This window comes from Acidithiobacillus thiooxidans ATCC 19377, assembly GCF_009662475.1.
Taxonomy (GTDB): Bacteria; Pseudomonadota; Gammaproteobacteria; order Acidithiobacillales; family Acidithiobacillaceae; genus Acidithiobacillus; species Acidithiobacillus thiooxidans.
The window spans coordinates 660087-686288 of record NZ_CP045571.1 but is presented as its reverse complement, the minus strand read 5'-3'; the positions used below and the strand labels follow the sequence as shown (position 1 = coordinate 686288).

Below are 26202 nucleotides of genomic sequence, written 5' to 3'. Positions count from 1 at the left end.
TTTCTAACTCTCTCTCGTTGGCTTTTTGCGCTTGCCAGCCGAGTTACCACGCGGTTTACCCTCACCTTTCGATGGCTTGGTAGTTGCCGACAAAATCTTTCTGGATGGTTTCGCGTCTCCCCCGGTACGCGCACGTGGTGCTGAAGACCGACGGGGTGCTCCCGATTTATCGCCTCCAGCTTCTTGTGGGGCAATTTGTAACGGCCGTCCCGCCACCCAGACTTTCTGCAAATGCTGCAAGGCGGCCGCAGGAAGATCCGCCGGTAACTCTACCGTACTGTACTCGCCGTGGATTTCCACCTTGCGGATATTGCGACTGGGAATCCCTGCCTCATTGGCAATAGCGCCGACAATATTTTTGATCTGGGCGCCGTGATCTTCGCCGACATCCAGACGGAAGCGCCGCATCGGCTGATCATCAGCAAGGGGTTTACGGGGTGTGCGGTTAGCACCGCGATCACTGCGCACTGGCCTTTCGTCATCGCCGCGCCGCCGTGAAGGACTTGGCCGCCCCGATCCTGAGGACTCAGTACGCATGGGCCGGGTGGGTTCTTCAACAGGCACCAGTGGCCGTTCTTTTTGCACCATGTAGGCCAGAGCTGCCGCAATTTCACTGAGGCCCACGTCATGTTCCTGCTGATAATCGGCAATGAGCGATTCAAAAACCGACAAATCCTGAGCATTGATCACTTCCGACAATTGGTCCTTGAACTGGGTCATGCGGCGGTCGGCCACATCTTCGATGCTCGGCAGATGCATAGCCGTAATCGTCTGGCCGGTAGCCTTTTCAATAGCCCGCAACAAATGACGCTCGCGCGGCGCCACAAAGAGGATGGCATCACCGGTTCGTCCTGCCCGTCCGGTACGCCCAATCCGATGCACATAAGCCTCGGTATCATTGGGAATATCGTAATTAATGACGTGGGTGATGCGTTCCACATCCAGGCCCCGCGCCGCGACATCCGTAGCAATCACAATGTCCAGCGCACCGGATTTCAAGCGTTCGATGGTTTGTTCACGCAGGGCCTGACTCAGATCACCATTCAGGGCACCGCAGGCATAACCGCGTGCTTCCAGACGCTCGGCGAGTTCTACAGTCGCAGTTTTGGTGCGGACAAATACAATCCAGGCATTACTGTCTTCGACTTCCAGAATCCGCGTCAGCGCATCCAGCTTGTGGGTACCACTCACTTGCCAGTAACGCTGACGAATAGTGGCTACGGTGGTCGTCGCCGACTTGATTTTGATTTCAAGAGGGTCCTTGAGATAGGTTTTCGCAATCCGGCGAATGGCATCGGGCATGGTCGCCGAGAACAAGGCCACCTGCCGACCATCCGGCGTGTGCTGCAGGATGTCTTCCACTGCATCAATGAAGCCCATGCGCAGCATTTCGTCGGCCTCATCCAGAACTACCGCCTGTAATTGGTCAAGGCGCAGGGTTTTGCGGCGCAAATGATCCTGAATACGCCCCGGAGTCCCTACCACTACATGTACCCCCCGCTGCAGTTGCTTCAGTTGCAAGCCCATGGATTGTCCACCGTAAATAGGCAATACATGAAAACCCGGCAGAAATTTGGCGTAGCTTTGCATGGCCTCGGCAACCTGGATGGCCAATTCGCGAGTGGGAGCCAGAACGAGCAATTGCGGAATGCGCAGGCTGATGTCGACGCGACTGAGCAGTGGCAAGGCAAAAGCCGCCGTCTTACCCGTACCTGTCTGGGCGAGGCCAATGACATCACGGCCTTCCAGCAGCGGCGGGATACTTTGCTCCTGAATCGGGGAAGGCTGTTCATAGCCGATCTCCGCCACCGCCTTCTGCAAAGGTTCGGCGAGAGCAAAATCACTAAAACGGAGATCAGATTGTTGAGACATGGACACACCCGGAAGAGAATTCAGGGTCAGAACTATACGCCAATTATCGCGAATTTGCAGTGTTTTCTTGTCGATAAATGCGCTTCGGCAAAATCAGTCGGCGTCGAGAGCCGCCTGCAGTTCTGTTTGAATCGCCAGATCTGCCCCGGGACCAACGGGCGTCCTGTCTGCCACAAAGGTATCTGTGAAGGCATATTCAAAATGCACATCCTGAAGACCGAGGCTGCCGAAAATGCGGGTTTCCCAGCAATGATCATCGGCATGGGCCAGCAGGGTCGGCCACTGGTCCGGACTGGCACATTCGAGGATGGGACCGAAAAAAATGGCACCCGGCTTGTTTTTCAGGCGTAAAGCACAACTGCCGGGAGTGCGGCCGGACATGGGCAGAAAATCAATGGTGCGCGTCAGGCGCAACTTGCTATCCAGGGCAATATCAATGGGCGTGTTCAAAAATTGGGCCTCGGCGGGCTGCGCCACCAGCTTGCAACCGGCCTGCTTCCAGAGCAACACATCCTGAGCCCCAAAATGGCTGGGCAAAAACAATATCTGCAGCGGAGCCAAAGCTTCCAGTTCTGCCTTCAATACCTCGGTATATTCCGGCGCGTTGACGAGAATGCCCCCGGCATCTTTATCGGCAATAAAATATACTGCTGGCTGTACGCCCCCACCTTCTACATGGTAAATATCCCGATCGAAGAAACTGCACAACTTTTGCATACTCTGCTCCTGCCTCGGTCATTCCAGATGATGCTTGCAGTATAAACATAATCCACGCTGAAACTCATCTTGCGACTGTTTTTTGTCGTTGTGGATACAGACCACTGTGGCATAATCCATTCATGAATATACTCCTGCTGATTGCTGCCCTGATCATCATCCTCGCCGGGGCCGAGGCGTTTACCAATGCCCTGGAACATCTGGGTGACCGCCTCGGCATATCCGAAGGCGTCACCGGTTCGATATTTGCCGCTGTAGGCACGGCACTGCCGGAGGCCATGGTCCCCATCGTCGCGGTATTTGCGGCCGCATCGGGAAAACCCGCCCATCTTGGTGAAGAAGTCGGTGTCGGTGCCATTCTGGGCGCGCCCATGATGTTATCCACCCTGACCTTATTTCTGATGGCCATTTTTGTGTCTCCGCAACGGGGCTGGCAGGGTGCCCTGCAGCCAGAACCCAGCGGAATACGCCGTGATCTGGGATGGTTTCTGGCGGCTTTTGGCCTCTCCTGCGTCGCCTTGTTTGTCCCTCATCATATTACCCTGGTACGAGTCGGCATCGCCCTGATTCTGATCACCCTGTATTTTTTATATGTGCTGGTCACCCTACGCGCTTCGGCAGCCCTGGTTGCCGAGGGTCATGGCACAGAAGCTGGTCATGCCTTATACCTCAGCAAAGCGGGTTTGCCCGTGCAAATGCCGGTGATTCTGCTGCAACTGGCGATCGGCTTGGGCATGATAGTGTTCGGTGCCAGTTTATTTGTGGATGGTATTGAAGGGTTATCCCACTGGCTGGGCATCTCGGCGCTGATCCTGTCGCTGCTGGTGGTTCCCATAGCCACTGAGCTTCCGGAAAAAATCAACAGCATCCTCTGGATTCGGCGCGGCAAAGATACCCTCGCCTTTGGCAACATCACCGGTGCGCTGGTTTTTCAGGGCAGCCTCCTGCCTGCCATTGGCGTATTACTCACCCCCTGGTCGCCCTCCTTCCCCGTACTGCTGGGGGCGGGACTCACTTTGTTGGCCGGCACTTATACCTACTTGCTGGTCATACGTGGGGTCATCCTGCGTCCTTATCACTTTGCAGTAAACGGTTTGTGCTATGCCACGTATTTTTTTGCCTTAACCTGAAAGCATCTGCTTGGCTGCTGCGAATAAACCGGGGACTCGCCGCCGGTAACCTGCTTTTGCTAGACTAGACTCATGCCCCGGTAGCTCAGTGGATAGAGCAACCGCCTCCTAAGCGGTAGGTCGCGCGTTCGATTCGCGCTCGGGGCACCAAATAAAACAACTAGTTAAGCAACATTCCAGACTATCAAAACCCCGTCATGGGGCACTCTTGGGACACTAAGCCGCAAGCCGTGGGCACTCACCGGAACCCAAACCGCACCCTTAAACCTTCCCTCTGGTGTCACTGTGACAACCGTCTGACCTGTGGATAAGTGCCCCATTTTGTCCCGCACTGTCCCACTAGTGCCCCATACTCCGTTTCATGGCGGACTGATAATATATAAATCATTGCCTTGTGTTGTAACAGCATGGGCTTGCTCAGCCTGTGTTGCCTTTTTTTGCCGTGTTGCTATAATAAAAAACAGGCCGAGGGGTGTTATCAGCACCCGCCCGACCCTACCAAGGCAAACTGACAAGGAGCCTGCAATGGATAAGCACAGTTTACCGCATACAGCGCCAGCCCTCACCATTTGGAGGGCTTGAGCATGGCAGCCATAGAGAAGCGCACCGGAACCGATGGCGCAACATCCTACCGGGTGAAGGTCAGACTACGGGGCCAGCCTGTCCAGTCCGCCACGTTCGCCAGTCTCAGCAAAGCCAAGCAATGGGGCACCCAGACCGAGGCCGCCATAAGGGAAGGTCGGTACTTCCAGACCGTGGAAGCCAAACGCCACACACTGGCGGAGGCTATCGAGCGTTACGAGCGGGAGAAGTTGCCCGGCATTAAGACAGCGCACAACCGCCGCCCTCTGTTGCACTGGTGGCGGAACAAGCTGGGCACCGTGACACTGGCAGACCTGACAGCGCCAGCCATCAATGACGCATTGCAAGCGTTGGCACTGGAACCCAGCGAACGCCACCCGGACAGACCCCGCGCCGCCCAGACGGTATCCCACTATAGGCAGGCCTTGGCGTCCGTACTGTCTGAGGCCGTGAAAACTTGGGAATGGATGGAGCAAAGCCCCATGCACCGCGTACCTAAGCCAAGCCTACCCCGTGGCCGCGTGCGCTACCTGTCAGACGATGAGCGCGAACGCCTGCTATTAGCCTGCAAAGAATCCGCCAATGATGATTTATATCTTGCCGTGCTGCTGGCGCTGACCACTGGCGGCAGGCAGGCTGAGACGATGGGCGCGTCATGGTCACAGATAGACCTGAACAGGGCCACCTTGCAGCTTGAGGAGACCAAGAACGGCAGCCGCCGCGCTCTGCACCTTGCCGCCCCTGTGCTGGCGCTGCTGAGGGCCAGAGTGCGCCGGATAGATACTGACCTGTTGTTCCCTTCCCGCGTGAATCCTAAGCAGGCCGTGGACTTGCGCCAGCCTTGGGAAAAGGCGTTACAGGCGGCAGGCATCGAGGGCTTCCATTGGCACGACTTGCGCCATTCATTTGCATCCATGGCGGCAATGAATGGGGCCAGCCTGCCCGAATTGGCCGCGTTACTCGGTCATAAAACGCTGGCAATGGTTCAGAGATACGCGCACCTGTCGCCTCAGCATACCGCTTCACTGGCGGAGCGGGTGGCCTCTAAGATGCTGGGCGGGGGTGCGGCATGAGTGCCGGAGACATGGTGGACGAGACGGAAAACGAGCGCCGAGAGTTTGCCGAAGCCTTCGAGCGTGCCCATGCTGCGGGGAAAATTTCAGACAGGGACTTTGCACGCGCCTATATTCAGGGCGCTATGGCACGCTGGCAAATGCAGATATATGAAGCCGCTGGGAAACCGCACCCCGCGCCTGACAACATCTATGAAGGCCAGCCAGACATTGAGCGCGTGGGTATTCCCGCCATAGATGACGCGCTGCTATTCCTGAAACCGAACGGAGAGCATCCGCGCTTTGCCTTTCTGTCCGTCATGGCGTACCTGCTACGGGAGAAGGAAAACGCTCTGGAATTGAGCGAGTCGCGGAAGAAAGCCGCACAAGAGGCCGTGCAGCACGCATTGAAAGCCGCCGCGCTATTGGATGGAATTGACAATCAACTATTGGCGCATGAGTTCCGGAAATTAGCGACACTCTCCACAGGCGCACAATATGGCCGCGTCTCTCCGATTGGCGGACTTATGCCGGACGCGTTAACAGGGATGCACGCTGGACATGGAAATAAAAAATCCCGTGATGCAAATATCGTTATAGCCATAGCGCAATTTTTCCCAGATTCGCCCGACTTCTTTAGCCGCCCGAATAATGGATACAGCGTTATCGCAAGGCTGGCCGTCCTCTGTGAATTGAAGGCCAAAAACCCCGCCGCTTATGTTGCCACAATTCTTAAAGGCAGGAAGCGCACCACCAAGACGAAGCCACAGCGCAACAAGGCCGATATGCTTAGTCTTTTTGCACCCGAAAGCCGTGATTAAATAATCATCTATTATTTTAACTATTAAATATTTAGCCCCTTAATTGGGGCGTTTCTATTTATGCGGGGGGCTTCTCTATTCTCAGCACATCGCCGGAATAAACCGGCAACCCTGAGGATAGACAAATGCAAGAAGTAACGAACAATCCGCAATTCCTGACCGTCCGCCAGTTCACCGAAAAGCAGCCCGCTTTCACTGCTGGCGGAATCCGTAGTCTGCTGTTCTACCGTGGCGATGATGCCGAGAAGTCCGGGGCCGTGGTTCGCTTTGGCCGCCGCGTGTTGATTGATGAGCCGCGCTTCCTCTCGTGGGTCCGGGAAGGTGGAGCAAAGCATATCCGGGGGGCAGCATGAGCGCCGCGCCAGAGAAGAAACCGCGCCCGACCGTGGACACCTGGGCAACCGAAAAGCTGGAAGCGGGCGAACCTATCAGCCACCCGCGCCAGATACGGGAAACAGGTCATTGGCGCTTGGCCGCGTGGGTCCACAAGGAACGCAAGCGCGGGGCCAACATCAAGACGCTACGGGGGCCGGGGGGCATCGCTGTTTATGTGATGCCGGGCGCTGGGCCTCAAGGGGAAATGTTCGAGGTAGGGGGCGATGCTGAGAACACCGCCCAAGGCACGGCAAGCAAGACCGACGACGAAGCCACCGACGAAGAGGGCCGCCGCCATGGGGAATGATACCTGTATCCTGCTGATTTTCATATATGCCGCCTTCATTGTTGCCTACTCTCTGGGCGTTCTCGTTTGGGTGCGCCGCCAGACCAAGGAGGGCCGCCATGGTAAATAATCCTCTGGTGGCCTTTCAGGAAGCCATGCGTGCCTCTGGTGTCTTTCTAGCGGCAGATGCCCATATCACCCCAGACGGTCAGCTACACCGCGCCCGTGCTGCTGATGACAAGGCCGGGGCGCTTTCAATCTGGTATAACTTCCACCCGGACGCGCCTGCCTCTGGTGCTGCTGGCAACTGGCGGACAGGTGCGCGTCTGACATGGTGCGGAAAGCGTCAAAGTGCCCTCACAGCGTCCGAACGTGCGCTATTGAGTCAGCGCATCGAGCAGGACAGGAAACGCGCTCAGGAGGCACAGGAAGCCCGTCACCGTGACGCTGCTGCAAAGGCTATCAGGATATGGGCAGATGCAGCGCCAGCAAGCCCGAACCATCCGTATCTGCTGAAAAAACAGACTGTGCCAGGCATTGCCCGCCAGTCCGGGGCGTCTCTGGTCCTGCCCGTGGTGGACTTCTCAGGGGCATTGCATGGCCTGCAATTCATTGATGAGCAAGGCGGCAAACGATTTATCAGCGGCATGGCAAAGGCTGGGCATTATATCCCTGTAACCGGGATGCCTTCACCCGATTCCCGCTTGCTGATATGCGAAGGCTGGGCCACTGGTCAGACCTTGTCGGCACTGTCGCCGGGGGCCGTGGTTCTGGCTGCTTTGGACTGCGGAAATATGCAGGCCGTGGCAGTCGAGGCACGCCGCCGATTCCCTGCACTGGATATTGTGATATGCGCCGACCTTGGCGAAATTGGAATGACAAAAGCCAAAGCCGCCGCTGTCGCCTCCCGTGCCAAATGGATATGGCCTCACCTCCCAGACGACGCACCGGCATGGGTGAATGACTTTAACGACCTGCAAATATGGCGGCAGGGGGTGGCCTCATGAGCGATTTACGAGACTTCCCCATCCTGCGCGGACTCACTGAGCCGGACGACCTGCCACCACTGGACGCATACGACGAACTCGTTGAACAGCCAACACCGCGCCTGTCTGTTGTGCCTGCTGCGGGTCCGTCTGCTGGTGCTGATGAATTGCCGGAGCCACAGCCAGCACGTCCGCCCCTTTTGCGGCACGTCCGGGATTTGCTGACCAATCCGCCCGCCGTCCGTTGGCTGATACGCGGCATTGTCGAGGCCGACACTCTGGCGATGTTGTACGGTCAGCCGGGGGCCGGAAAAAGCTTTATCGCTCTCAGCATGGCGGCATCCATCGCTTGCGGGTCGGACTGGCACGGCCACCGAGTCGCCCAAGGGCCGTCCGTCTACATTCTGGGCGAAGGTGGCGGGGGTGTATCTCGCCGCCTGCGGGCGTGGCAGCTCAGCAACCCAGATGCACGACTACAGGACGCGCCGCTTTATGTGTCCTCTCGCATGGTTCCGATGGGTGAAGCTGAGGCCGTGGAGGAAATCGCCGCCGCCATAGCGGACGCTGGAACAGGCAAACCGTCCTCAGTCTGGATTGACACCCTTGCCCGTGCCGCTGCGGGCCTTGATGAAAACTCAAGTCGAGACATGGGCGAACTCATAAAAGCCTGCGATGCCATCCGGGAGCGTTACGGGTGCGCCGTGATACTGGTCCACCATGCCGGACACAATCAAGACCGTGCGCGGGGTTCCTCTGCAATCAAGGCGGCATTGGATACCGAACTATCCGCCACCAAAGACGGGCAGGTTATTACTCTGGCATCGACCAAATCCAAAGAGTCGGAAGGGTTCAAGCCCCTTACCTTCCAACTGGCGGGGGTGGATACGGGCTGGAACGATGAAGATGGGGAGCGCGTTTATAGCGCCGTGCTGGAGCCGTGCGATGCACCGGGGCAGGATGAGGCCATAGGCAAAAATCAGACGTTATGCCTTGGCGTCCTGCGGGAAATGTACGCCAACCGCCGCGCTAATCTTGAGCAGGCCGGTAACGACCCAGAATCCGCCAAGGTAACGACTACTGAGTGGCGGGAGGGTGCGGGCCTTAATAAGCAAAGGTTTTATGACGCTAAAACGTCCCTCATAAAGCTAGGACTTGTTGAAATTCAAGGAAGTACCGTAAAAGTAACGGGTAACGGTCCGGTAACGGTCGGTAACAAACGTTACCCCGGCTCACTGGTAACGTCCGGTCCGGGGGGGTCTATAGACCCCGCCGTTACGTTACCGCCCCGTTACCGGAAACAGGACGCCGTGGGGAACGATGAAGGGGAAAATTATGAAGACTTCTAACCCCTCACCTATGGCGGCATCTTCCATTCTGGCGGAACTCAAGGCGGCAGGGTTCGCCCTCACCGCCGAGGGTTCACGTCTGAGGGTGTCACCTGCTGACATGCTGACCGATGAACTACGCCAGCGCATCCGGGAACATCGCGCCGCGCTTGTATCCATATTGGCGGCAGAATCAGCGCCAGCCGGTCGGAGCGCCACTGATGCCGCCCCCGCCGCTTGCGTGCATCCTGAGCAAGATATGGCCCATTGCGGGGCATGTAGTCACTTCCTTCCCGATACCATCAACCCAGCCCAAGGGGTAGGCCGCTGCGGAGTCACCGGAGCCGGGCCGCCGTCTGGTGGCTCTGGTTATAAAGCCTGCTACCCGATGGCACCGAGGACGTGCCACAGCTATGAAGGAAACGAGACATGACAGACGAACGATGGAACCCACAAACCGCGCTGCGCCGGTCAGTATCATTTTTCCGGGCATTGCCGCACTTAGAGCAGGCCACCCTTACCACCTGCGGGGGCGAGTCTCTACATATCGCCTTTGACCCTGACACGTCCGAACTGGTGGCGGAGGATACAGAAGGGCGCGAAGTTGGCCGCGTGCCGTTCGAGGTGACGGAATGAGCGCGTCACAGAGAAACAAGGGCAGCCGGGGCGAGCGTGAATTATTCGCCCTGCTGACCGAGCAGTTAGGCGTCACCGTGACGCGCAATCTCACCCAGACGCGGGGCGGGGGTGCTGATGCTCTGGACGTGCCGGGCTGGGCTATCGAGTGCAAACGCTGCGAAGCCCTCAGCCTTGCGTCATGGTGGAGCCAGACCCAGCGGCAGGCCGATGACCTCAGCCGCAAGCCCGCATTGTTCTACAGGCAAAGCCGGAAGCCGTGGCGTGCCGTTCTGGACCTGCACCATATCGCGCCGGGGGTATTCACGGCACCGGGCAGCTTGTGCGAGCTGGCCTTGTCGGATGCCTGCACCGTCATTCGTGAATCGTTAGGGGGTGAAGCATGAGCGATAAAATAGGCCAAAATACGCGGGGTCGGGCCGGACTCGGCAGACCTGCGGGCAGCCCGAACCGAATAAATGCGGGCGTTAAGGCTATGATTTTGGGCGCTTTGGATGACTTGGGCGGGCAAACATGGCTTGTCGCGCAAGCCAAAGCAGACCCACGGGCGTTTATGTCTCTGCTGGGCCGGATACTACCGTCTGAAATCTCGCTGGATGCCCACGTTACCCATGACCCCATTGTCGAAATCAGGCGCACCATCGTTGACCCGCGTATCGTTGAGGAGGTACGCCATGACCAAGTTTAGCCATTTTGCCGCTGACCTTGGCACCACCGCCGAGGATTTGCAGGAGCAGCTTGCACAGGAGGCCAAGCGGAAAGGCTTTACACCGCCGCGCCCATTGGCAGCCGTGCCGCGTGGGTATGCTGATGCTTGGGCGCGATTGTTTGCCCGCTCACCCGCCGAGATTGAGGCGGAACGACAAGCCCGGACCCCAGCGCCACCACCACAGCCACCCGGAAGCCGCCGGAAGTCCTGAGCAATCGCCCTGCCCTCTCTGGCGGGGTTTTTTGTGCCTGAGCCACCCATGCACCACCCGCACCGATTGCGTGCGCTACACGGCAGATATGACCCCTTCCTGAGCGTCTGTATTTTTACGGAGCTATAAACGCGCGTGCCTGTCATGGGCTGCTGACCTAAAAGCGGAAAACGGGCATATTATCGAACCAACCCCATGAATGCCCCTGTCAATCCCCTGCCCCTGAATTTTTGGGGGCCCTAAAGAGTGGAAGCTCATGCGTGCGCGTGCGCGTCGTTATGGGGTGCTGGCGCTGGCAGCGTGGATTGTCCCGTGGGACACTGGCGGGACACTCAGGGGCGAAAAAGGGGCAATCTCAGGAAGCAACCGGAAACAGCGCAAGCGCGTAATATACTGTTTTTACTTATCCTGTGCCTTCCCTTGTGTTGCCGTTATTGGTACGTCTTACCCCTCCTAAGCGGTAGGTCGCGCGTTCGATTCGCGCTCGGGGCACCATATAAAACAATACCCTGACGCCATACTTAGGTTACAAACTGATGTGGCAAATATGGCTACCATCCGCTCACGCGAAGACCAGGACGGTTTCACCATCGGCTGGCAAGCGCAGATCAAACGCAAGGGATTTCCACTCCAGGTCAAGACATTCAGAACCAAAGCTGAAGCCAAAGAATGGGCAGCCGTTACAGAATCTGAAATGATGCGCGGGATCTGGCGGGATCGTGGACTGGCGGACTCAACCATCCTTGCCGATTTACTGGATCGCTACTCCCGTGAAATACTGCCTTTGAAAAAGAGCCGTCAATGAGCGGAATCTGTGATCCGTATTCTCAAAAAATCCAGCTTAGGGAAATATGCACTGTCGCAATTGACGCCAGACTTGATTGCAAAATACAGGGACAAACGGTTAAACACTGTCAGTTCAAAAACTGGACGCAAGGTTTCTAGTGTAGTGTTGCATTCTTGGTGAACCTTAAGGTTAATGATGATAAAATAGCTCCATGTTGAGGGTATGAATGGAGTCGAGCCTTGCGAGTTGCGCCCACAGTCACTTTAACCAGCGAAGAGCGGTCCGAGTTGTCCCGTATAGTCGCCTCCCGATTAAGCAGTGTCCGCTTGTCATTACGGGCACGGATGATATTGCTGGCGGCAGAGGGCTTGCAGAACAAAGAAATTGCGGAGCGCCTGGGGGTGGATCGCCTGCAAGTCGCACGTTGGCGCAAGCGTTATCTGGAACACCGCTTGTCGGGCATTGAACGCGATTTACCGCGCGGCGCCCCTCCGGTGAAAGTGGATGTGGCCCGTCTGGTAGAATTGACCACGCAGAGTAAGCCGGAAGCGATGACGCATTGGAGTACGCGTAGGATGGCGGCAGAACTGGGTGTCAGTGCCGCCAGTGTGTCACGGCATTGGCGCAAGCATGGCCTCAAGCCTCATCTGCTGCGTGGTTTCAAGGTGTCACGTGACCCGCATTTTGTGGAAAAGCTGGAAGATATTGTGGGGTTGTATATGTCTCCCCCGGAGCATGCCTTGGTGCTCTGCGTGGATGAAAAAAGTCAGGTACAGGCCCTGGACCGGACCCAACCGGGACTCCCCCTCAAAAAGGGCCGCGCAGAAACGATGACCCACGACTACAAACGTAATGGCACTACGACCTTGTTTGCCGCCCTCAACGTGCTGGATGGTCAGGTCATCGGACAGTGTCAACAGCGCCATACCCATGTGGAATGGCTGAAGTTCCTGAAGAAAATTGATCGGCAGACGCCCAGGGACAAGGCTCTGCATCTGATTGCCGACAACTATGCGACCCATAAACACCCGGTAGTACAGGCGTGGCTCGACAAGCACCCGCGTATTCACATGCACTTCACGCCCACTTCGGCATCCTGGCTCAACATGGTCGAGCGTTTCTTTCGGGATATCACGACCCAGCGGTTACGTCGTGGGGTGTTCACCAGTGTGCCTGAACTCATCCAGGCCATTGAGGGGTACATCGACCACCACAACACCCATCCCAAACCTTTCATCTGGACCAAAACCGCCCGCGACATCCTGCAAAAAGTCATTCGCGCCAACAGCCATTTAAGCAGCAAACAGAATGCAACACTACACTAGTCAGACTGTGCGACACGAAATCGCTTTGCTGTCCAGGGTAATTACTCACGCCATCAAAGAATGGAACATCCCCTTACCACACGGGAATCCTTGCCTACAGATGGAAATGCCAGCGCAACCGCAATCGCGAGATTGCCGTCTAACCGACGATGAAAACGATACAATCATCTGAAAGCAGAAGATTTGGCAAGGCTGTTGGGTTGAAGAGCGCCTTTTATTCTTAACCATGTCCACACAGAAAATCATCCACCAGCTTGATCTTCAACCGCACCCAGAAGGGGGTTGGTATCGGCGGAACTTTACATCGCCAGAAATGGTGAGCACCCCACAGGGAGATCGCCCTACCCTGACCAGCATTTTTTACCTGCTGGCAGTAAATCAATTGTCCCGCTGGCATATGATCCCCTCTACTGAACTCTGGCATTTTTACAAGGGCGCCCCCTTGGAGCTGATCATCTACCACACGGAGACACACCATCTTCAGAAACACATTCTGGGTAATGATCTCGACGCAGGGCAGATTCTCCAGGCAATTGTTCCCGGCAAAGCCTGGCAGTGTGCCCGTAGCCTTGGGGCTTTTTCTCTGATGGGGTGCATTGTTACCCCCGGCTTTGATTTTCGAGACTTTCAGTTTGTGCGCGATCTTCCAGGCCATGTTCTCCACTTTGAAGGAGAGATGGCTGCGTTACGCCATTACTTGTAGGCGGGGCTATCGAACAAGCCCGTTTTCCTGCTGCGACGATATCGGTATGCAGCCCAGACCAGCGAGCGATCGGCACCTCTTTTGAGGTTGCTATCCTCAAATTATTCACCGTCGGGGGTGTAAGAATTTTTGTGTAAATGGTCATTTGGCAGGAAACTTTCGTCCTGTGAAAAAGGAGTTGTATAAGGCGGGCGACCACCCTGGGGACTCACCGGTCGAGGAGCCGCGCCATCCACCTGTGCTGCCAGTGCCGTAAAGTCGATACAGGAGTCAATCCGCAGGAGCGGTTCGTCCAACTGATCCAGTTTCTGATGAGCTCTGCCTTTCAGCGCTAATTTTCAAGACCAACGAGATCAAATCTTGCGTCACAAAAGCCATCCCAGCTTGACGAAACGGTTTACCTTGACTACGGTTAATACCAACTGGACGGTATATAAATTCCCCATGTTGAGAGGTTATTTCATGAAAATGCAAGATTTAAAAGGTAGGGTTGCTGTTGTCACTGGAGCATCCAGTGGAATTGGTGAGGCTAGCGCCAGACTGCTTGCGGCCGAGGGTATGCATGTAGTCCTGGTAGCTCGTCGTCGCGAGCGCTTAGAAAAACTGGCCCAGGAAATTGGCGATACCGCTTTGGTGATGCCTGCTGACTTGCGAAAACCGGAGGAAGTGCTTCATTTGTTTGAAGCTGTTGGAAATCATTTTAATGGAATTGATTTGCTATTCAATAATGCTGGTCTCGGTTATCACGCTGAGTTTGCTGATAGTAAACCGCATGAATGGGAAGAAATGATTGATGCCAATTTGTACGGAGTGCTCCGCTGTACACATGCAGCTATACCCTTACTTAGAGGGAGGCCCGGGGCAATGATTTCGACGGTTTCCAGCGTGGGTGGTCGCTACGGTCTTCCTGGTTGGTCAGTTTATAATGCGACCAAATTTGCGGTAGTCGGCTTTCATGACGCCTTACGTAAGGAGCTCGGGCCGGAAGGTATTCGGGTGGCACTCATTGAGCCGGGTGCAGTCTGGACAGAATGGGGTTTTAATGTTTCCGAGGAGAGCATGCACAAAAGACGAGAGTCCCTGGAGGCTCTCCATGCAGATGATGTTGCCCAGGCTCTCGTATACAGTTTTGCTCAACCGGCTCATGTGCTTGTCGAAGAAATTCTGGTTCGTCCTGTCAAGCAAATCGTGCCATAGGGAAGTTCGGCTGAAATTAAAGATCAATCCCATCAACTCGATTGCATACACAAGATAACAATAAGGCCTGCGCTGCTGTTGCCGTTATAGCTGCCTGCGCTTCCTGAAGATTAGTTGCTGCGGGAGAGGCACGAAAATGGCTACTACATAAAGTGGCAGCGTACTGCGTGGGATAGGCCAAGGAAACCGAGGTGAATCCTCGCGGTATAAATAATTGATTGGTTCCAGCCACGACTAACCGCCCGTCCACGACGGCCACTCCTGAAGTCGCAGCAGACGGAGCGAGGGTTTGCGCAGGCGTGGTATTGGCCAGAGCCTGATTGCTCACGCACGCGATACACGCAAGAACTACCGCCGGGAGTGCAGTAGCAAGGGTGATACGCAGGGATTGTTTCATTTGGGTTCAGTTGCTTCCCACATGGGTATTCAGAGCTATAGTCAAATCTGGTGTATGAGCATTTTCTGACATAGATCAGGCGGCGGTCTGTTGATCATCCGGCAGGGTGAGGTTAGCCGGTAAGCCATCGATAAATTTCACCCCTGCAAAAAGCTGCAGGACTTTCTCTGGAGCATAAATCCCAATCCAGCGTTTTTCAGCCTGCTGCAGCATCTTGAAACCCAATCCCAGAAAGCTGCTGCGTGATACACAGTTCTTCGTCCGGGTAGTCCGGTGGCGTACCGTAGCGAAGGTGGACTCAATGGCATTGGTGGTCCGGATATGCCGCCAGTGTTCGGCCGGAAAATCATAGAAAGCGAGCAATTCAGCCCGATCTTTTTCCAGTTTAGCCACGGCCTTGGGATACTTTGCCTGGTAATTGCGCACAAACACGTCCAGTGCTTTTTCCGCAGCCTGGCGATTGGCGGCCATCCAGATTTCCTGCAACGCTGCCTTGGCTTTGCTCTGTTGGGCTTTGGGAAGTTCGTTGAGAATGTTGGCGGTCTTATGCACCCAGCAGCGTTGCTGACCAGTTTCGGGATAGGCTTCATCCAGTGCGGCCCAAAACCCCATGGCACCATCCCCAATGGCGAGCAAAGGGGCCGTCTCCAGACCGCGCGCCTGCAGGTCACGCAGGATCTCCAGCCAGGAAGCTTTGGATTCGCGCAGGCCGTCACTGACACTGACCAGCTCTTTCTTGCCCTCTGCCGTCACGCCGATAATCACCAGCAGGCAGATACGCGGATCCTCCTCCGCACGGAGGTTCGTATAAATACCGTCTACCCACCAGTAAGCATAGCGCTTTCCCTGTAGGGAGCGGTGTTGCCAATGGGCATACTCTTGCGCCCACTCCGCCTTGAGACGTCCCAACACCGCAGGTGAAAGTCCCTTGGCCTCATCACCCAGCAAAATGGAAAGGGCTTCCTGCATGTGGCCGGAAGACACCCCATGCAGATAGAGCCAAGGTACTGTAGCGGCTACCGTTCGTGATTTGCGTACATACGGAGGCGCCAGTACCGAATTGAATTTGATCCCCGATCCTGAGCGGTCCCGCACCTTGGGTACTTTGACGGGTACCGGACCCAGAGCGGTCAGGATCTCGCGCTCCGGCAGATGCCCATTACGCACGACCGCCTGACGCCCATCAACCATCCGCACCGTCGCAAATTCTTCCAGCAATACCGCCACCTCTGCCTCTATGGCCTGCTCAATCAGAGAGCGTGCCGCGCGTCGAAGTATCCCTTCAATGCCCAGACCCAACTCTCCCATCCCACCTGCTATTACGGTATTCTTTTCCACGGCGTACTCCTTATGTTGCTCTTTGAGTCGGAAACCCTTTGTAGCAACAGTACGCCACCTCATTCAAGCCAGTTGTAACGCGCCCGTACACCACTTTCGAGCATAGCTCCATGGGCGCTTCCTCCTTCATCTTCTTTGCTTGCCGCTAGTCTATCTGCAGCATTCACCGAAAAGCACTGGTTATCGCTTCTGATCGCGTTGTCCATTTTTGATATTCTCCAGAAGCTCGTTTGATGCTTTCCGATGGTTCGGCAGAGGTCTCTAACCGAAAAAGTTTTCGATCATTACCCGCATATAAATGCCGCGCACCTCGGCACTTAACCCAGACACTTCATGCAGACGTGATCTGACCCAGGCATTGGCCTTCGTCTCATTGCCTTTCGCTACGATCAGTTTTTTCCAGTTTTCTTTGCTGATCCCGATATTAATAAGCGGTGGGTTATTATCCGGGGTAATCTCTATCAGAGTTTCTGCGTTATCCCCATGTTCCTGTCGGCCGTTCTGATTCATGTGTTTTGAATAGCCTCCAGTTGCTCAGTTCATGGATGAAATCGCATTTGTATAGAGGATATGCTTTTTGTCGGGATAAGCATACCCAGAGTTATTGAGGGGGGTATTCACAGTACAGCGCTTCCATAAAACGCCGCATCCGTATCTTTCTAACTTTTTACGATTTCCAGAAACTTGTCCAATGCTCTGGAGCGACGACTGGTCAGCGGCGTGGCCATAAAATTCAGACAGAGCATGTCATGACTTTCCAGCGTGGCCGCCGAAACCTGCCAGTCCGGACAGTGATTTCTTCATCGTACTGTACCCGTCTCCTGCCATTGTAGTAGTGTGACTCCACAGATTTTTGATTCTCTACAAGACATGAAGCGCTCATAAGGCGCGCATAGGAAACCGATGCCTTCCAAGCTTTTTGTAAATCAGCCATGACTACCGCATATGATCGTGAAATTCTCCAGTTAGATCCGGTCAAGGATCACTGCCGAATCACTTTTCTGATGGCAACTTGTGTGTATCCTTTTGATATACCGCGTGCGCTTGAACTAGCTTTGTTTCGTACGTATGCGGTCCCCCGTATTTCTGGTCTCCTTCGCCACACAGGAGAACTCACTGAATACACCCGCAAACGTTACGATGATACCGACCTGCTCCTCAGTGAATTGATTGAACACGGCTACGATAGTCCACGAGGACAGGCTGCCATTGAAAACATCAACCGCCAGCACGCCAAATATACGATTCGCAATGAGGACTATCTATATGTATTGTCCACGTTTATTTTTGAACCTATACGGTGGATAGAGCGTTTCGGGCATCCCCCCCTATCAGAAAAAGAACGCTTGGCCTGGTTCCACTTCTGGCGGGCCATAGGCATGCGCATGAACATCCAAGGTATTCATGATGAATATGCTGAACTGGAGCAGTTTAATCAGTCCTATGAGGCAGAGCGTTTTCATTATTCAAATTCAAACCGATGTGTCGCAGAAAAAACGATAGACTTGCTGCTGGGTTTTTATATGCCGCCCGTACTGTTTCGCCTGGGACGGCCTGCCGTTTATGCGCTGCTGGATCGACCCTTACTCAACGCCTTAGGCTTACCTGGACAATCAATCTGGTTGAGCCGAATGCTCACCCGTGCATTACACTTGCGCGGACGAATAGCCAGTGCGCTACCGATCAGAAACAAACCCGTGATGCGTACGCAATTGCACCGGCCAAGCTACCCAGATGGCTATCGCATTGACGATCTAGGCCCAGAAAAACCTACGCAGCAGCGCGATTGAAGGTCTACTTTATAGTCAAGCTCTTGGCCTTTCCTATCTACCAGTCGCGATTCTCAATATTCATGCTCAAAAGACTGCCACGAGTTACACCTATAGAAATAACCCAACGTTCTACAACACGCGCATACTGACGGATGGAAAGATGAGGTGAGGCGTGTTTCCTGTTGGGGAAAAGAAACTGGTCATCCTTGAGTTTGGCATGGGTGATCCAAGCAGTCAGGGCCTCTCGGGTGTGTTCGGTGATCTCAATTGGACGGGCCTCTGAGTTTTTTGTTGGAGCACAATGGCGCGGTGCATGACGGCGTGACCATGTGCGATATCGGAAACATGCAGTCCCACGAGGTCACAGCCCCGCAATTTGCTATCGATGGCGAGGTTGAAGAGGGCTAATTCATGGATCTGTTAGGCCAGTTGCAGGCGAATCCTAGTGGCCCATACCTCCTGTAGTTTCAAGGGCCGTTTCTGACCTATGATTTTTGTCTTTGTTCCAAGGGGTGTTGAGGCGCTGGGTGGCGTTGAGCTTTGTTTGCATGACACGGTCTCCATGGTTGTGAGAAGAAGACCATTTTTTGCGAACTAAACAGACGGCGCCGTACTGACTGCACCTGTGCGCAGAGCAGTTTTAAAATCCCGATTCAGGTATTCGTCGGGGTTGGATTCTGGCGCATAGGGCGGCAGAAAAGCCAGCTCAATGCGGTCTTTTTTATCTGCCAGCCAAGCCGTTACCACTTTGGCATGATGCACCCGCAGATTATCGACGACCAGATAGGTTTTCTGGGGCGCGTCCTGAATCAAGGCAGTAAGAAAGGTGATGAAACGCTCCGCATCAATGCGGCCTTCGACAATCTGGAAAGCAACTTTGCCCTGCGGAGAAATCGCCGAGATCATGGAGAGCGTGGCCCATCGGGCGGGAACCGCCAATACCGGCGTTTGTCCCCGAGGCGCATACCCGCGTACCCAATGGGCATCTTCCTTGACGGCCGTCTCGTCCCCCCAATAAATCACCGCTCCCTCTTGGGCCGCTTGCGCGCGCAGGCGGGGATAATCCTGTTCCAACCACTGACGGACTACTTCTGGATTCTGCTCCAATGCCCTTTTGACGCAGTAACCAGCCAGTGCCATGCCGCAAGCAGACGAGGATTGGTTTTTTGCAGGCATTCAAAGGCCTCACGCTGATCGGAAAACAGTGTCAGAGTAAGGCGCGCATCCAGTTCGGGATCATTCAGACGACCACGCTCAAGTTGCCCATCCTGATAATGTTTGACTAAATGATGATAAGGATTGCGGGGAAATGCCAGAGGATTGAGCCGTAACGTATCGACTACCGGCAGTTGCAGTAGTTGAAGATTCGGTTTGGCAGCGCGTAAATAAGGTAAATCAAAAGCGATAATGTTGTGCCCCAACGTAAAGGCAGCCCCTACAGAGAGGGCATCAAGACGGGAAAGGGCCTCATTGAGCGGGCCGTTACGATAGGTAACTGTTTTGCCGGTATCCCCACGAATACCGGCAAGTTGATGAATTTGCTCATCCGCTTTGCCTACTTCAAGGTCAATGGATAAACACTGTGGTGCAAAGCGGGTTTCTTTATTTTCGTTCAAGGTGCGGCCTAATAAAGTGGTTTTTATAGATTCCAGCTAGGGACAACTTACCACTTTATTAGGCGAATGTTTAACTATTTTCCTAAGTTGGTTTTTACAGCCTTGATCAAGATGGCTGCCATCCATGATGCGCTTGTGGGATACAGCAATAGGACTCACTTGGTGGTATCTTCATCACAATATTTCCGGGCTGGCCGTCTTTCTTTGCCTTTGTGCCGGGCACGAGGCGTGGCGTATCCCGATTAACGACATCTTTCCGCAAACCAGCAAAAAGGAGCACCATCACATGTTTGGATTTGGAGAAAAACACCAGGAACAACAAACTGCCATTTGCCCTTGCTGCCAGACGCCCATGCAGAATATGGGCGCCCATGGCCTTCGTATGGGCGGTTTAACGGGCTTGGGTGGTGCCGCTTTGGGCATGATCGCTGGGCAGATGGCCGATGATGGCGAGGAAGCCTTCGAGAAGAAGCTCAAGGTACAGGTCTTTGTCTGCCCACAGTGCAGCGAGATTTCGTTTAAATATCATGGCGGGCTTTGATCCATATGCCGCTCTATATTGAGCCCCATGCGGGACCTGCACCCATTGTGCAGCTGATACGATCAGCCCATCACGCGGTCAGTGTCGGGGTTTATTATCTCTCCGACCGCCCTATTCTCCGGGCATTGAAAGCCGCCCATGCGCGCGGTGTGAATGTGCGTGTGATTATCGAGGGTAAGCCCTATGACATGAAACCCTGGCAGGTGCGCAAGGAAGAACGGGAGATCAAGGCGACAGGCGCTATTTTACATCTGGCCCCTTACCGCTTTACCAGCCATGGAAATCACTATGCTTTTCTTCATGCCAAGTACGTCTGTTCAGGCCATGAATGCGAGATCGGTACGGCAAACTTTGACTGGAGTGCTTTTCATCGGAATCGGGAGTATTTATATGTCACGAAGGATCCTGCCTTGGTCAAGGCGGCCAACGCTGTTTTCCATGCCGACTGGAACAATCGACGGGCCCCGGCCTATGCACATCGCGTTCTGGTTCTTGCGCCGCGCACATCTGCCGCGCAGATCATCGGCGTCATCCAGCAACCGGGTCCGATAGACATCGAAAGCGAGGAAATGGGTCCATATCGCCCGACACTGGATGCTATTGCCCAAAAAGGCGCTCTGGCCAGAGTAATCCTGCCCGCCAGTATCAACGCCCAAGACAAGCAGGATGTAGCCTTCCTGCGCGCGCATGGGGTTCAGGTACGCTTGATGCCGGTGAAGCCGGTTTACATGCACGCCAAGGCCGTAATTTCCGGAAATGAGGCATTGATAGGCTCCGAGAATTTCACGGAGACTTCACTGGAGGCCAATCGAGAAATGGGGTTATTGCTGCATGGTCGTTCGGTATCGGAACTGCAGGCCCAATTTAATCGGGATTGGGTGAGGGCTGGACGGGGTAGCATGTAAACGTGACATTGCGGTTATCTCATGACTTCGCAGATAACAGCGACAGCCATCTGCCCTTGTGCTTGGTGCCGACTGATCCGGCTTCCAACAGCTGTAATCAGCTATCGGTTTGATCCGGTGGCGTGTTCACTACCACATTGGATGTCACGCTCTAAGTGCTTGATTCCCGCGCCACCCTGGCGCCATCTCGAACACAGGAATGATGGGGAATATTAGGGATTTCCAATATACAGATGCACGCATAACATATTGTAATTTTTTTCTATATGCCATTGATGAAAAAAGAGGAAAAAACGCATTTTAACCGACTCCTAAGCGGTAAGTCGCGCGTTCGACTCACGCTCGGGGCACCACTCCGACTCAATCCCTAATCGGAGCCGGCCCTCGTACTTTTCCAGTGGCTTAGCAACGCAATACCAACTAGAAATACCGGCAAAACCATTGCGAGAACGGGAACCCGGAAAAGAAAAAAAGCAAACAAAATCGCACCAACCAGATATGCAAATAGTGCAGCTAGCTGTTGATGCCAGGCAAAGGGAAGCGGGCGTTTCTTGCGAAGATTTTCGACAAAAGTAATGACAATGCTGGTCAAGGTATTCGTGAACACGACAGAAGGAACGCCTGCGACATTAATTAATCTCGCTGCCACACTTTGCAGGCCCATGCTTAGCGCTGAAGCCATAATCAGGACATAGAGCAATACACCATCACCAGGAAAACCTACAAGCATCCAGACTAAAGCATAAATCCCCAAAAAAAAGGTCTCTATGCAGAGAAGTATTCGTAATCCATTGAGATGTTCTTTCCACATGCTCCCGAGCGCGATACCCACTATAAAATCCAGAAGTGCGGCCAGAGAATGGGTAGCTGAGAGCAGGCGTCCCTGGCCTACGGCAATACCAAACAGAGCCAGATTGCCGGTCATGGCCGAGGTAAAGACCATGTGGAATTTGAGAAAGGCGACAATGTCTGCTCCGCCAGAGGTGGCTGAGAGAAGGTGCATGTTCCGATCGGATTTCCCCAGGCGTTGGGGCGCAGAAGATCGCTCATTCATAAAATACAGGTCATCTCAATATCCTCCTAACTTATTGTTCAGGATTCTTTACTTGCATACTCAGGGAATCAAAGTAATTGAATATGCCACATTGTGCATGTGATGTGGCCAGAACGATTCGAAAGCAACTAAACAGATCTAAGGGATGAAAATTTATCAGCGCCTCCTCCCACAAAACCGTATAAAAAAACTTCTGCGGATAACAATGAATCCGCAGAAGCCCGAATATTACAGAGTTCCATTTACGACCTTGCGCAAGTGGAACTCCAGATAAAAAACTAGCTCTGTAACTGAGGCGAGAACTTGGGACGCTTGGCTTCTTCCATGCGTGATGCGACGCCCCATGGTAGAAAAATAACCAATGCGACCACCACCACGATAACGCTACCAATCTGCACACTGACAAAGTTTTTTGCGCCCTCACTACCAATGTAAGTCATGCCTGAAAGGAAGAGAATATAGGCAATATACCATACTGAATTTATAAGGCCTTTTTTCACATTTCCCGTCATAGCAAAGACTAAAGCGAGTAACAAGACTATAACACTTGCATAAGGGACAGAGGGCCAGCCACACCAGTAGATAATCAATGAAGCCGAAGCAAATGCCAATACAGCAATGATGGTACTAACAGAATTTGACGTAAAACGCCCCTGACGTCCCTCTTTGCGTAATGCCAGCATGATTGGCGGGTTAGCTGCAAAACCAATGTAACCAGCAACCACGGCATCACTCAGCAAATTGTAAATGGATGGTAATGGCGCAGCTATAAAAGCTACTATGATTCCGATGACGGTTGTAACTACTAATGATTTTACAGGAATGCCATGATTATGGCTGAGTTCAACCATTTTCTTGCTGACAATTTTCGATCTACCCATGGCAAACAAAATTCGGCTTCCAGCACCCTGGTAAATATATCCAGTAATAAAGGGACCGATTATGGCAATGGCTACCACAATAGCAATCAGCCATGTCGCCTTCGAACCCGCTGCCATCACCAAAAATGGATTTCCTGCAATTTTCGAAAGGTCCGCCCAGTGACCTGCAGCAATATGAATCGTACCCCAATCCAATGCCGACAACAATGCAACACCAAAAAGAATGTATAAGATAGACTGGCCAAGTAGAGACCAAAGAATGGAAGGCATAATGACACTTGGGTCTTTTGCCTCCTCGGTATAGTCAGGTATGACCCTAAGGCTACCAAAAGCAAACATACCCAGAGGGATGGCCGCAAAGACACCTGCCATACCAAATGGCAAGACGCCACCAAAATGGCTAAAATTACCGAAATGACCAAATGATATAAATCCAAGAGCTACCAAGAAATATAAAACCAACTTCAGCCCACCGAACCAGTTGGTACTATTTGAAAATGCCTTCACCCCGTAATAGTTGAAAGGAAAAAACATCAGCATGAAAATAACACCTAATATCGCGCCAGATAAAGTTGGATCTCCGGATGAGTTAACCAAGTGTGGATAAAAATAATTTAAACCCATTACGGTGCCAAGTGCTTCGATGGGTGGTATAAAAAGATACCAAAGCAAATCAGAAATGGCATTAATCATATTGGTCACTGGGCCAAAAGTATATAGGCTATATCGAGAAGGGCCACCCTCTTCAGGATACAAATAACTTAGGTCTACATATGTTAGGCCCACTGTCAAGTACATGAGTGCGCCAATTAGCCAAGCAAGAATTACCCCTGGACCAGCGACAGCAGTCATGCCCGCCGTACCAAATAAAACGCCCGTACCTACGGCACCACCTATACCAATTATAATCAGTTCTTTTTTACCAAGCTCACGATGTAATCTGGGTTTTTTGCTAGTCATAATTTTACTCCTAGTATTTTCAGGATGATTATATGCAATCACTATAACCATCAGATCAATATGAGGGCTAAAAATTATTTAATAGCCTTTTTTCCGGAAACAAAATTCGTATTGCCCACCTAAATTCAAGATGACAACGAATATGCCAAGATCAATAGTCTTAACAAATTAAAGATAGAGAAGCGATTATCGTACCACATGTTGCATGTCTTCCCTTTATACTCTATACATAGTTTTAACCTATTGTCAAATACAAAATAATATCAATTTTAATTTGTTAAAATAAGTCACATATAATAACGTATTTTATTAATTTTTTCATTGGCTTATAGGTAATATCGCCAGCAGATTTCACATCAGTAAGTTTGATCATCATTTAACCATGAGATAAGAATTCGATATGACCATGTCATTTTATCTTTTTTGCTGGCATGTCAGAATTCTACCCATGAAAAGAAATTTCATGGCATCTATATGCCTCTGGAAGCACATCAACAATTCAACCGGCAATGCAGCATATCCAAACCGCTGCAGAATTGATGCCCTGCCGATTCAAAGGCAACGAATATTTCTGAACTTCGGGCACCCATTTGGCCCAAAAAAACAGAATATCCTTATATTGGTGCAAGACAAGCCCTATTTTGGTGCAGAAATATTTATTCGTGGTATAGTTGGCAATCGTCTTGTTGTTGGTTAACCATGACTTAGTAGGCATCATCTGTACAATTAATTTATAACTATCAAAATGTTAGCCATACAACACAAAGTACTGTAGACGAGAATCTGTTCAATTGGAATGTTTTTTGCGTAGATTGTATTGGTTTTTTTCAAACAAGGAGAAACTCAATGTCGCTTAACAACCGTAAAGTAATCCTGAGCACATTAGCAGCCCTTTTCGTGAGTCCTTTCGCAGAGGCTGCCGTCCTTCCCGCCATGCCGCCCAGCGTTCATATCAATGCGGGCCCACTCGGAGAACTATCCGTAGGAGGAATCCTTAGTGTTAACGGCCGGGCGCAAAGCAATCGTTACGACGCATCGGGTCCCGCCGGTAAATATTTCAGTGCCAATGTCACTGACGGATTGGTCTCTGTAGCCAAAACCCATGGTCTCATCCAGTTTTATCTGGAAGCTGGTGCTATAATTTATATGGTGTAGGACAACCTGCAATGTCTACGGGGACTGCAACTAATCTTTTTGGTGCGCTTCCGCTCGCTTATCTACAAATCACACCCAGCAAAAACTTCAATGTACAAATTGGCAAGCTTCCGGCTATTACAGGTATCACCCCACTGACGGGACTGATTTCTGATTCGTATAATGTGCAATTTGGACTGGATGGATGGCAGCAGCAGACTATCAGCCGTGGGATACAGGCTAACTACAGTGCTGGTCCTTTTTCCGCTTCTCTGGCCTGGACTGACGGTTACTACTCCAAACGCTTCAATTGGGCAGTGGGCCAGCTCACTTATTCACCCAGTGCCAGCAGCACTTTTTATTTACAAGGCGGCGGCAATTTAGGGCATACCAGCTACATAGGTCCACTGGATAACTCTGATTTTTATCTGCTTGGCTATAGCTATAGCGGTACAAAATGGAATATGTTCGCTTACCTGCAATATCAAAAACTACTAAACGGTAGAAATTTTGATAATCTGAATGATGGTAATCAATATGGTGCCAGCATTGATGGGAACTATGCGTTCACCAAGCATTATTCACTCAGTGCACGTCTGGATTACATGGCCTATAGTGATACTGGCACATTCGGAACTGGAAACAACCAAACAACACTTGTCGGGAACGAGATGGGTTACGGGCCTGGAAGTCGTGCTGTATCACTGACTTTTACTCCAATTTATCAATATAAACATTGGTTTATTGAAGGAGACCTGAGTTACGTACATGCTTATCACATTACTTCCGGGGAAGCCTTTGGGCAGAATGGTAATCAACCCAACCAATTTGTGGCAATGATAAATACCGGTTTCCTGTTGTAAACCATAGTCTGTTTCTACCACTATAAG

32 protein-coding genes, 2 tRNA genes and 1 pseudogene are annotated in these 26202 nt (G+C 52.8%); 24 read left to right on the top strand and 11 right to left on the bottom strand.

From position 1 onward, the window contains the following. Window positions 1-3: 3 nt before the first annotated feature. Both GCD22_RS03660 and GCD22_RS03655 read right to left on the bottom strand, forming a co-directional pair. Window positions 4-1872 (bottom strand): DEAD/DEAH box helicase, encoded by a 1869-nt coding sequence (locus GCD22_RS03660; protein WP_081577178.1) that lies wholly within the window; start codon window positions 1870-1872, stop codon window positions 4-6. Window positions 1873-1965: 93 nt separating this feature from the next. Continuing rightward, window positions 1966-2589: an MBL fold metallo-hydrolase gene (locus GCD22_RS03655; RefSeq protein WP_081577179.1), complete on the bottom strand. Its 624-nt coding sequence runs from the start codon at window positions 2587-2589 to the stop codon at window positions 1966-1968. A 122-nt stretch (window positions 2590-2711) separates the two neighbouring features. On the opposite strand from GCD22_RS03655, the gene GCD22_RS03650 reads away from it, so the two are divergent. The 17 genes from GCD22_RS03650 to GCD22_RS03570 all read left to right on the top strand — a co-directional run bounded on the left by GCD22_RS03650 (window position 2712) and on the right by GCD22_RS03570 (window position 13517). Continuing rightward, window positions 2712-3719: a sodium:calcium antiporter gene (locus GCD22_RS03650; protein ID WP_081577180.1), complete on the top strand. Its 1008-nt coding sequence runs from the start codon at window positions 2712-2714 to the stop codon at window positions 3717-3719. A gap of 74 nt (window positions 3720-3793) precedes the next feature. Next, a tRNA-Arg gene (locus tag GCD22_RS03645) sits at window positions 3794-3869 on the top strand. 434 nt (window positions 3870-4303) lie between these two features. Beyond that, entirely contained in the window at window positions 4304-5374 is a 1071-nt protein-coding gene (locus GCD22_RS03640; RefSeq protein WP_153940440.1) for a tyrosine-type recombinase/integrase, read from the top strand. Further along, a complete protein-coding gene (locus GCD22_RS03635; protein WP_153940439.1) occupies window positions 5371-6174 on the top strand; it encodes a hypothetical protein in 804 nt (267 codons plus the stop codon). Before GCD22_RS03640 ends, GCD22_RS03635 begins: the two co-directional genes overlap by 4 nt. 125 nt (window positions 6175-6299) lie before the next feature. Beyond that, on the top strand, window positions 6300-6527 hold the full coding sequence (locus GCD22_RS03630) for a hypothetical protein (protein ID WP_153940438.1): 228 nt from the start codon (window positions 6300-6302) through the stop codon (window positions 6525-6527). Continuing rightward, a complete protein-coding gene (locus GCD22_RS03625) occupies window positions 6524-6856 on the top strand; it encodes a hypothetical protein (RefSeq protein WP_153940437.1) in 333 nt (110 codons plus the stop codon). Before GCD22_RS03630 ends, GCD22_RS03625 begins: the two co-directional genes overlap by 4 nt. Window positions 6857-6954: 98 nt before the next feature. Then, window positions 6955-7842, top strand: a complete 888-nt coding sequence (locus GCD22_RS03620) for a toprim domain-containing protein (protein WP_153940436.1) — start codon at window positions 6955-6957, stop codon at window positions 7840-7842. Next, on the top strand, window positions 7839-9167 hold the full coding sequence (locus GCD22_RS03615; RefSeq protein ID WP_170286688.1) for an AAA family ATPase: 1329 nt from the start codon (window positions 7839-7841) through the stop codon (window positions 9165-9167). Before GCD22_RS03620 ends, GCD22_RS03615 begins: the two co-directional genes overlap by 4 nt. Continuing rightward, window positions 9154-9579: a TubC N-terminal docking domain-related protein gene (locus GCD22_RS03610; protein WP_153940434.1), complete on the top strand. Its 426-nt coding sequence runs from the start codon at window positions 9154-9156 to the stop codon at window positions 9577-9579. The genes GCD22_RS03615 and GCD22_RS03610 overlap by 14 nt, the downstream gene beginning before the upstream one ends. Beyond that, window positions 9576-9782, top strand: coding sequence for a hypothetical protein (locus tag GCD22_RS03605; protein ID WP_153940433.1), 207 nt, complete (start codon window positions 9576-9578; stop codon window positions 9780-9782). Before GCD22_RS03610 ends, GCD22_RS03605 begins: the two co-directional genes overlap by 4 nt. After that, window positions 9779-10168, top strand: a complete 390-nt coding sequence (locus GCD22_RS03600) for a putative PDDEXK endonuclease (RefSeq protein ID WP_153940432.1) — start codon at window positions 9779-9781, stop codon at window positions 10166-10168. The genes GCD22_RS03605 and GCD22_RS03600 overlap by 4 nt, the downstream gene beginning before the upstream one ends. Beyond that, a complete protein-coding gene (locus GCD22_RS03595; RefSeq protein ID WP_071182662.1) occupies window positions 10165-10470 on the top strand; it encodes a hypothetical protein in 306 nt (101 codons plus the stop codon). The genes GCD22_RS03600 and GCD22_RS03595 overlap by 4 nt, the downstream gene beginning before the upstream one ends. Beyond that, window positions 10457-10702, top strand: coding sequence for a hypothetical protein (locus GCD22_RS03590; protein WP_153940431.1), 246 nt, complete (start codon window positions 10457-10459; stop codon window positions 10700-10702). Before GCD22_RS03595 ends, GCD22_RS03590 begins: the two co-directional genes overlap by 14 nt. A gap of 427 nt (window positions 10703-11129) precedes the next feature. Then, window positions 11130-11197: transfer RNA gene (locus GCD22_RS03585), tRNA-Ser, on the top strand. 52 nt (window positions 11198-11249) lie between these two features. Beyond that, window positions 11250-11507 (top strand): hypothetical protein, encoded by a 258-nt coding sequence (locus GCD22_RS03580; RefSeq protein ID WP_081577181.1) that lies wholly within the window; start codon window positions 11250-11252, stop codon window positions 11505-11507. A 221-nt stretch (window positions 11508-11728) separates the two neighbouring features. Next, entirely contained in the window at window positions 11729-12814 is a 1086-nt protein-coding gene (locus GCD22_RS03575) for an IS630 family transposase (RefSeq protein WP_065972780.1), read from the top strand. Between the two features lie 226 nt (window positions 12815-13040). Continuing rightward, on the top strand, window positions 13041-13517 hold the full coding sequence (locus tag GCD22_RS03570) for a cupin domain-containing protein (protein WP_081577182.1): 477 nt from the start codon (window positions 13041-13043) through the stop codon (window positions 13515-13517). Window positions 13518-13693: 176 nt separating this feature from the next. Here GCD22_RS03570 and GCD22_RS18125 read toward each other — a convergent pair. Next, window positions 13694-13846: pseudogene (locus GCD22_RS18125) on the bottom strand (IS5/IS1182 family transposase); the annotation flags it as partial. Between the two features lie 31 nt (window positions 13847-13877). Between GCD22_RS18125 and GCD22_RS03565 the strand changes: the two are divergent. Continuing rightward, window positions 13878-14714 carry an SDR family oxidoreductase gene (locus GCD22_RS03565; protein ID WP_244947575.1) on the top strand — a complete coding sequence of 279 codons (837 nt, stop codon included), beginning with the start codon at window positions 13878-13880 and terminating at the stop codon, window positions 14712-14714. Between the two features lie 16 nt (window positions 14715-14730). Here the strand turns inward: GCD22_RS03565 and GCD22_RS03560 are convergent, their stop codons facing one another. The 4 genes from GCD22_RS03560 to GCD22_RS03545 form a co-directional block, all read right to left on the bottom strand. Then, window positions 14731-15111 carry a hypothetical protein gene (locus GCD22_RS03560; RefSeq protein ID WP_153940430.1) on the bottom strand — a complete coding sequence of 127 codons (381 nt, stop codon included), beginning with the start codon at window positions 15109-15111 and terminating at the stop codon, window positions 14731-14733. A 75-nt stretch (window positions 15112-15186) separates the two neighbouring features. Further along, window positions 15187-16419 (bottom strand): IS256 family transposase, encoded by a 1233-nt coding sequence (locus tag GCD22_RS03555; protein ID WP_425321085.1) that lies wholly within the window; start codon window positions 16417-16419, stop codon window positions 15187-15189. A gap of 89 nt (window positions 16420-16508) precedes the next feature. Continuing rightward, on the bottom strand, window positions 16509-16655 hold the full coding sequence (locus GCD22_RS03550; protein WP_153940429.1) for a hypothetical protein: 147 nt from the start codon (window positions 16653-16655) through the stop codon (window positions 16509-16511). 55 nt (window positions 16656-16710) lie between these two features. Continuing rightward, window positions 16711-16959 (bottom strand): hypothetical protein, encoded by a 249-nt coding sequence (locus GCD22_RS03545; protein ID WP_081576819.1) that lies wholly within the window; start codon window positions 16957-16959, stop codon window positions 16711-16713. A gap of 506 nt (window positions 16960-17465) precedes the next feature. Here GCD22_RS03545 and GCD22_RS03540 point away from each other — a divergent pair. After that, window positions 17466-18239, top strand: coding sequence for an oxygenase MpaB family protein (locus GCD22_RS03540; RefSeq protein ID WP_244947574.1), 774 nt, complete (start codon window positions 17466-17468; stop codon window positions 18237-18239). A gap of 576 nt (window positions 18240-18815) precedes the next feature. Here GCD22_RS03540 and GCD22_RS03535 read toward each other — a convergent pair. Both GCD22_RS03535 and GCD22_RS03530 read right to left on the bottom strand, forming a co-directional pair. Then, window positions 18816-19397, bottom strand: a complete 582-nt coding sequence (locus GCD22_RS03535; RefSeq protein WP_226859265.1) for an IS630 family transposase — start codon at window positions 19395-19397, stop codon at window positions 18816-18818. Beyond that, window positions 19307-19837 (bottom strand): 3'-5' exonuclease family protein, encoded by a 531-nt coding sequence (locus tag GCD22_RS03530; protein WP_211371689.1) that lies wholly within the window; start codon window positions 19835-19837, stop codon window positions 19307-19309. Before GCD22_RS03530 ends, GCD22_RS03535 begins: the two co-directional genes overlap by 91 nt. Window positions 19838-19961: 124 nt before the next feature. Between GCD22_RS03530 and GCD22_RS18355 the strand changes: the two genes are divergently transcribed. Both GCD22_RS18355 and GCD22_RS03520 read left to right on the top strand, forming a co-directional pair. After that, window positions 19962-20378 carry a hypothetical protein gene (locus GCD22_RS18355; protein WP_244947573.1) on the top strand — a complete coding sequence of 139 codons (417 nt, stop codon included), beginning with the start codon at window positions 19962-19964 and terminating at the stop codon, window positions 20376-20378. A gap of 5 nt (window positions 20379-20383) precedes the next feature. Further along, complete coding sequence (locus GCD22_RS03520) at window positions 20384-21283, top strand: phospholipase D-like domain-containing protein (RefSeq protein ID WP_081576825.1); 900 nt, start codon at window positions 20384-20386, stop codon at window positions 21281-21283. A 367-nt stretch (window positions 21284-21650) separates the two neighbouring features. Here GCD22_RS03520 and GCD22_RS03515 read toward each other — a convergent pair whose 3' ends face one another. Both GCD22_RS03515 and GCD22_RS03510 read right to left on the bottom strand, forming a co-directional pair. Then, on the bottom strand, window positions 21651-22337 hold the full coding sequence (locus GCD22_RS03515; RefSeq protein ID WP_153940428.1) for a YoaK family protein: 687 nt from the start codon (window positions 22335-22337) through the stop codon (window positions 21651-21653). Window positions 22338-22615: 278 nt separating this feature from the next. After that, window positions 22616-24178, bottom strand: coding sequence for an APC family permease (locus GCD22_RS03510; RefSeq protein WP_081576817.1), 1563 nt, complete (start codon window positions 24176-24178; stop codon window positions 22616-22618). A 448-nt stretch (window positions 24179-24626) separates the two neighbouring features. On the opposite strand from GCD22_RS03510, the gene GCD22_RS03505 reads away from it, so the two are divergent. The 3 genes from GCD22_RS03505 (at window position 24627) to GCD22_RS03500 (ending at window position 26175) form a co-directional block, all read left to right on the top strand. Then, window positions 24627-24875, top strand: coding sequence for a hypothetical protein (locus tag GCD22_RS03505; protein WP_140390916.1), 249 nt, complete (start codon window positions 24627-24629; stop codon window positions 24873-24875). A 149-nt stretch (window positions 24876-25024) separates the two neighbouring features. After that, on the top strand, window positions 25025-25333 hold the full coding sequence (locus tag GCD22_RS18350) for a hypothetical protein (RefSeq protein ID WP_244947572.1): 309 nt from the start codon (window positions 25025-25027) through the stop codon (window positions 25331-25333). 11 nt (window positions 25334-25344) lie between these two features. Then, on the top strand, window positions 25345-26175 hold the full coding sequence (locus GCD22_RS03500; protein WP_244947571.1) for an outer membrane beta-barrel protein: 831 nt from the start codon (window positions 25345-25347) through the stop codon (window positions 26173-26175). The last annotated feature ends 27 nt before the right edge of the window (window positions 26176-26202 follow it).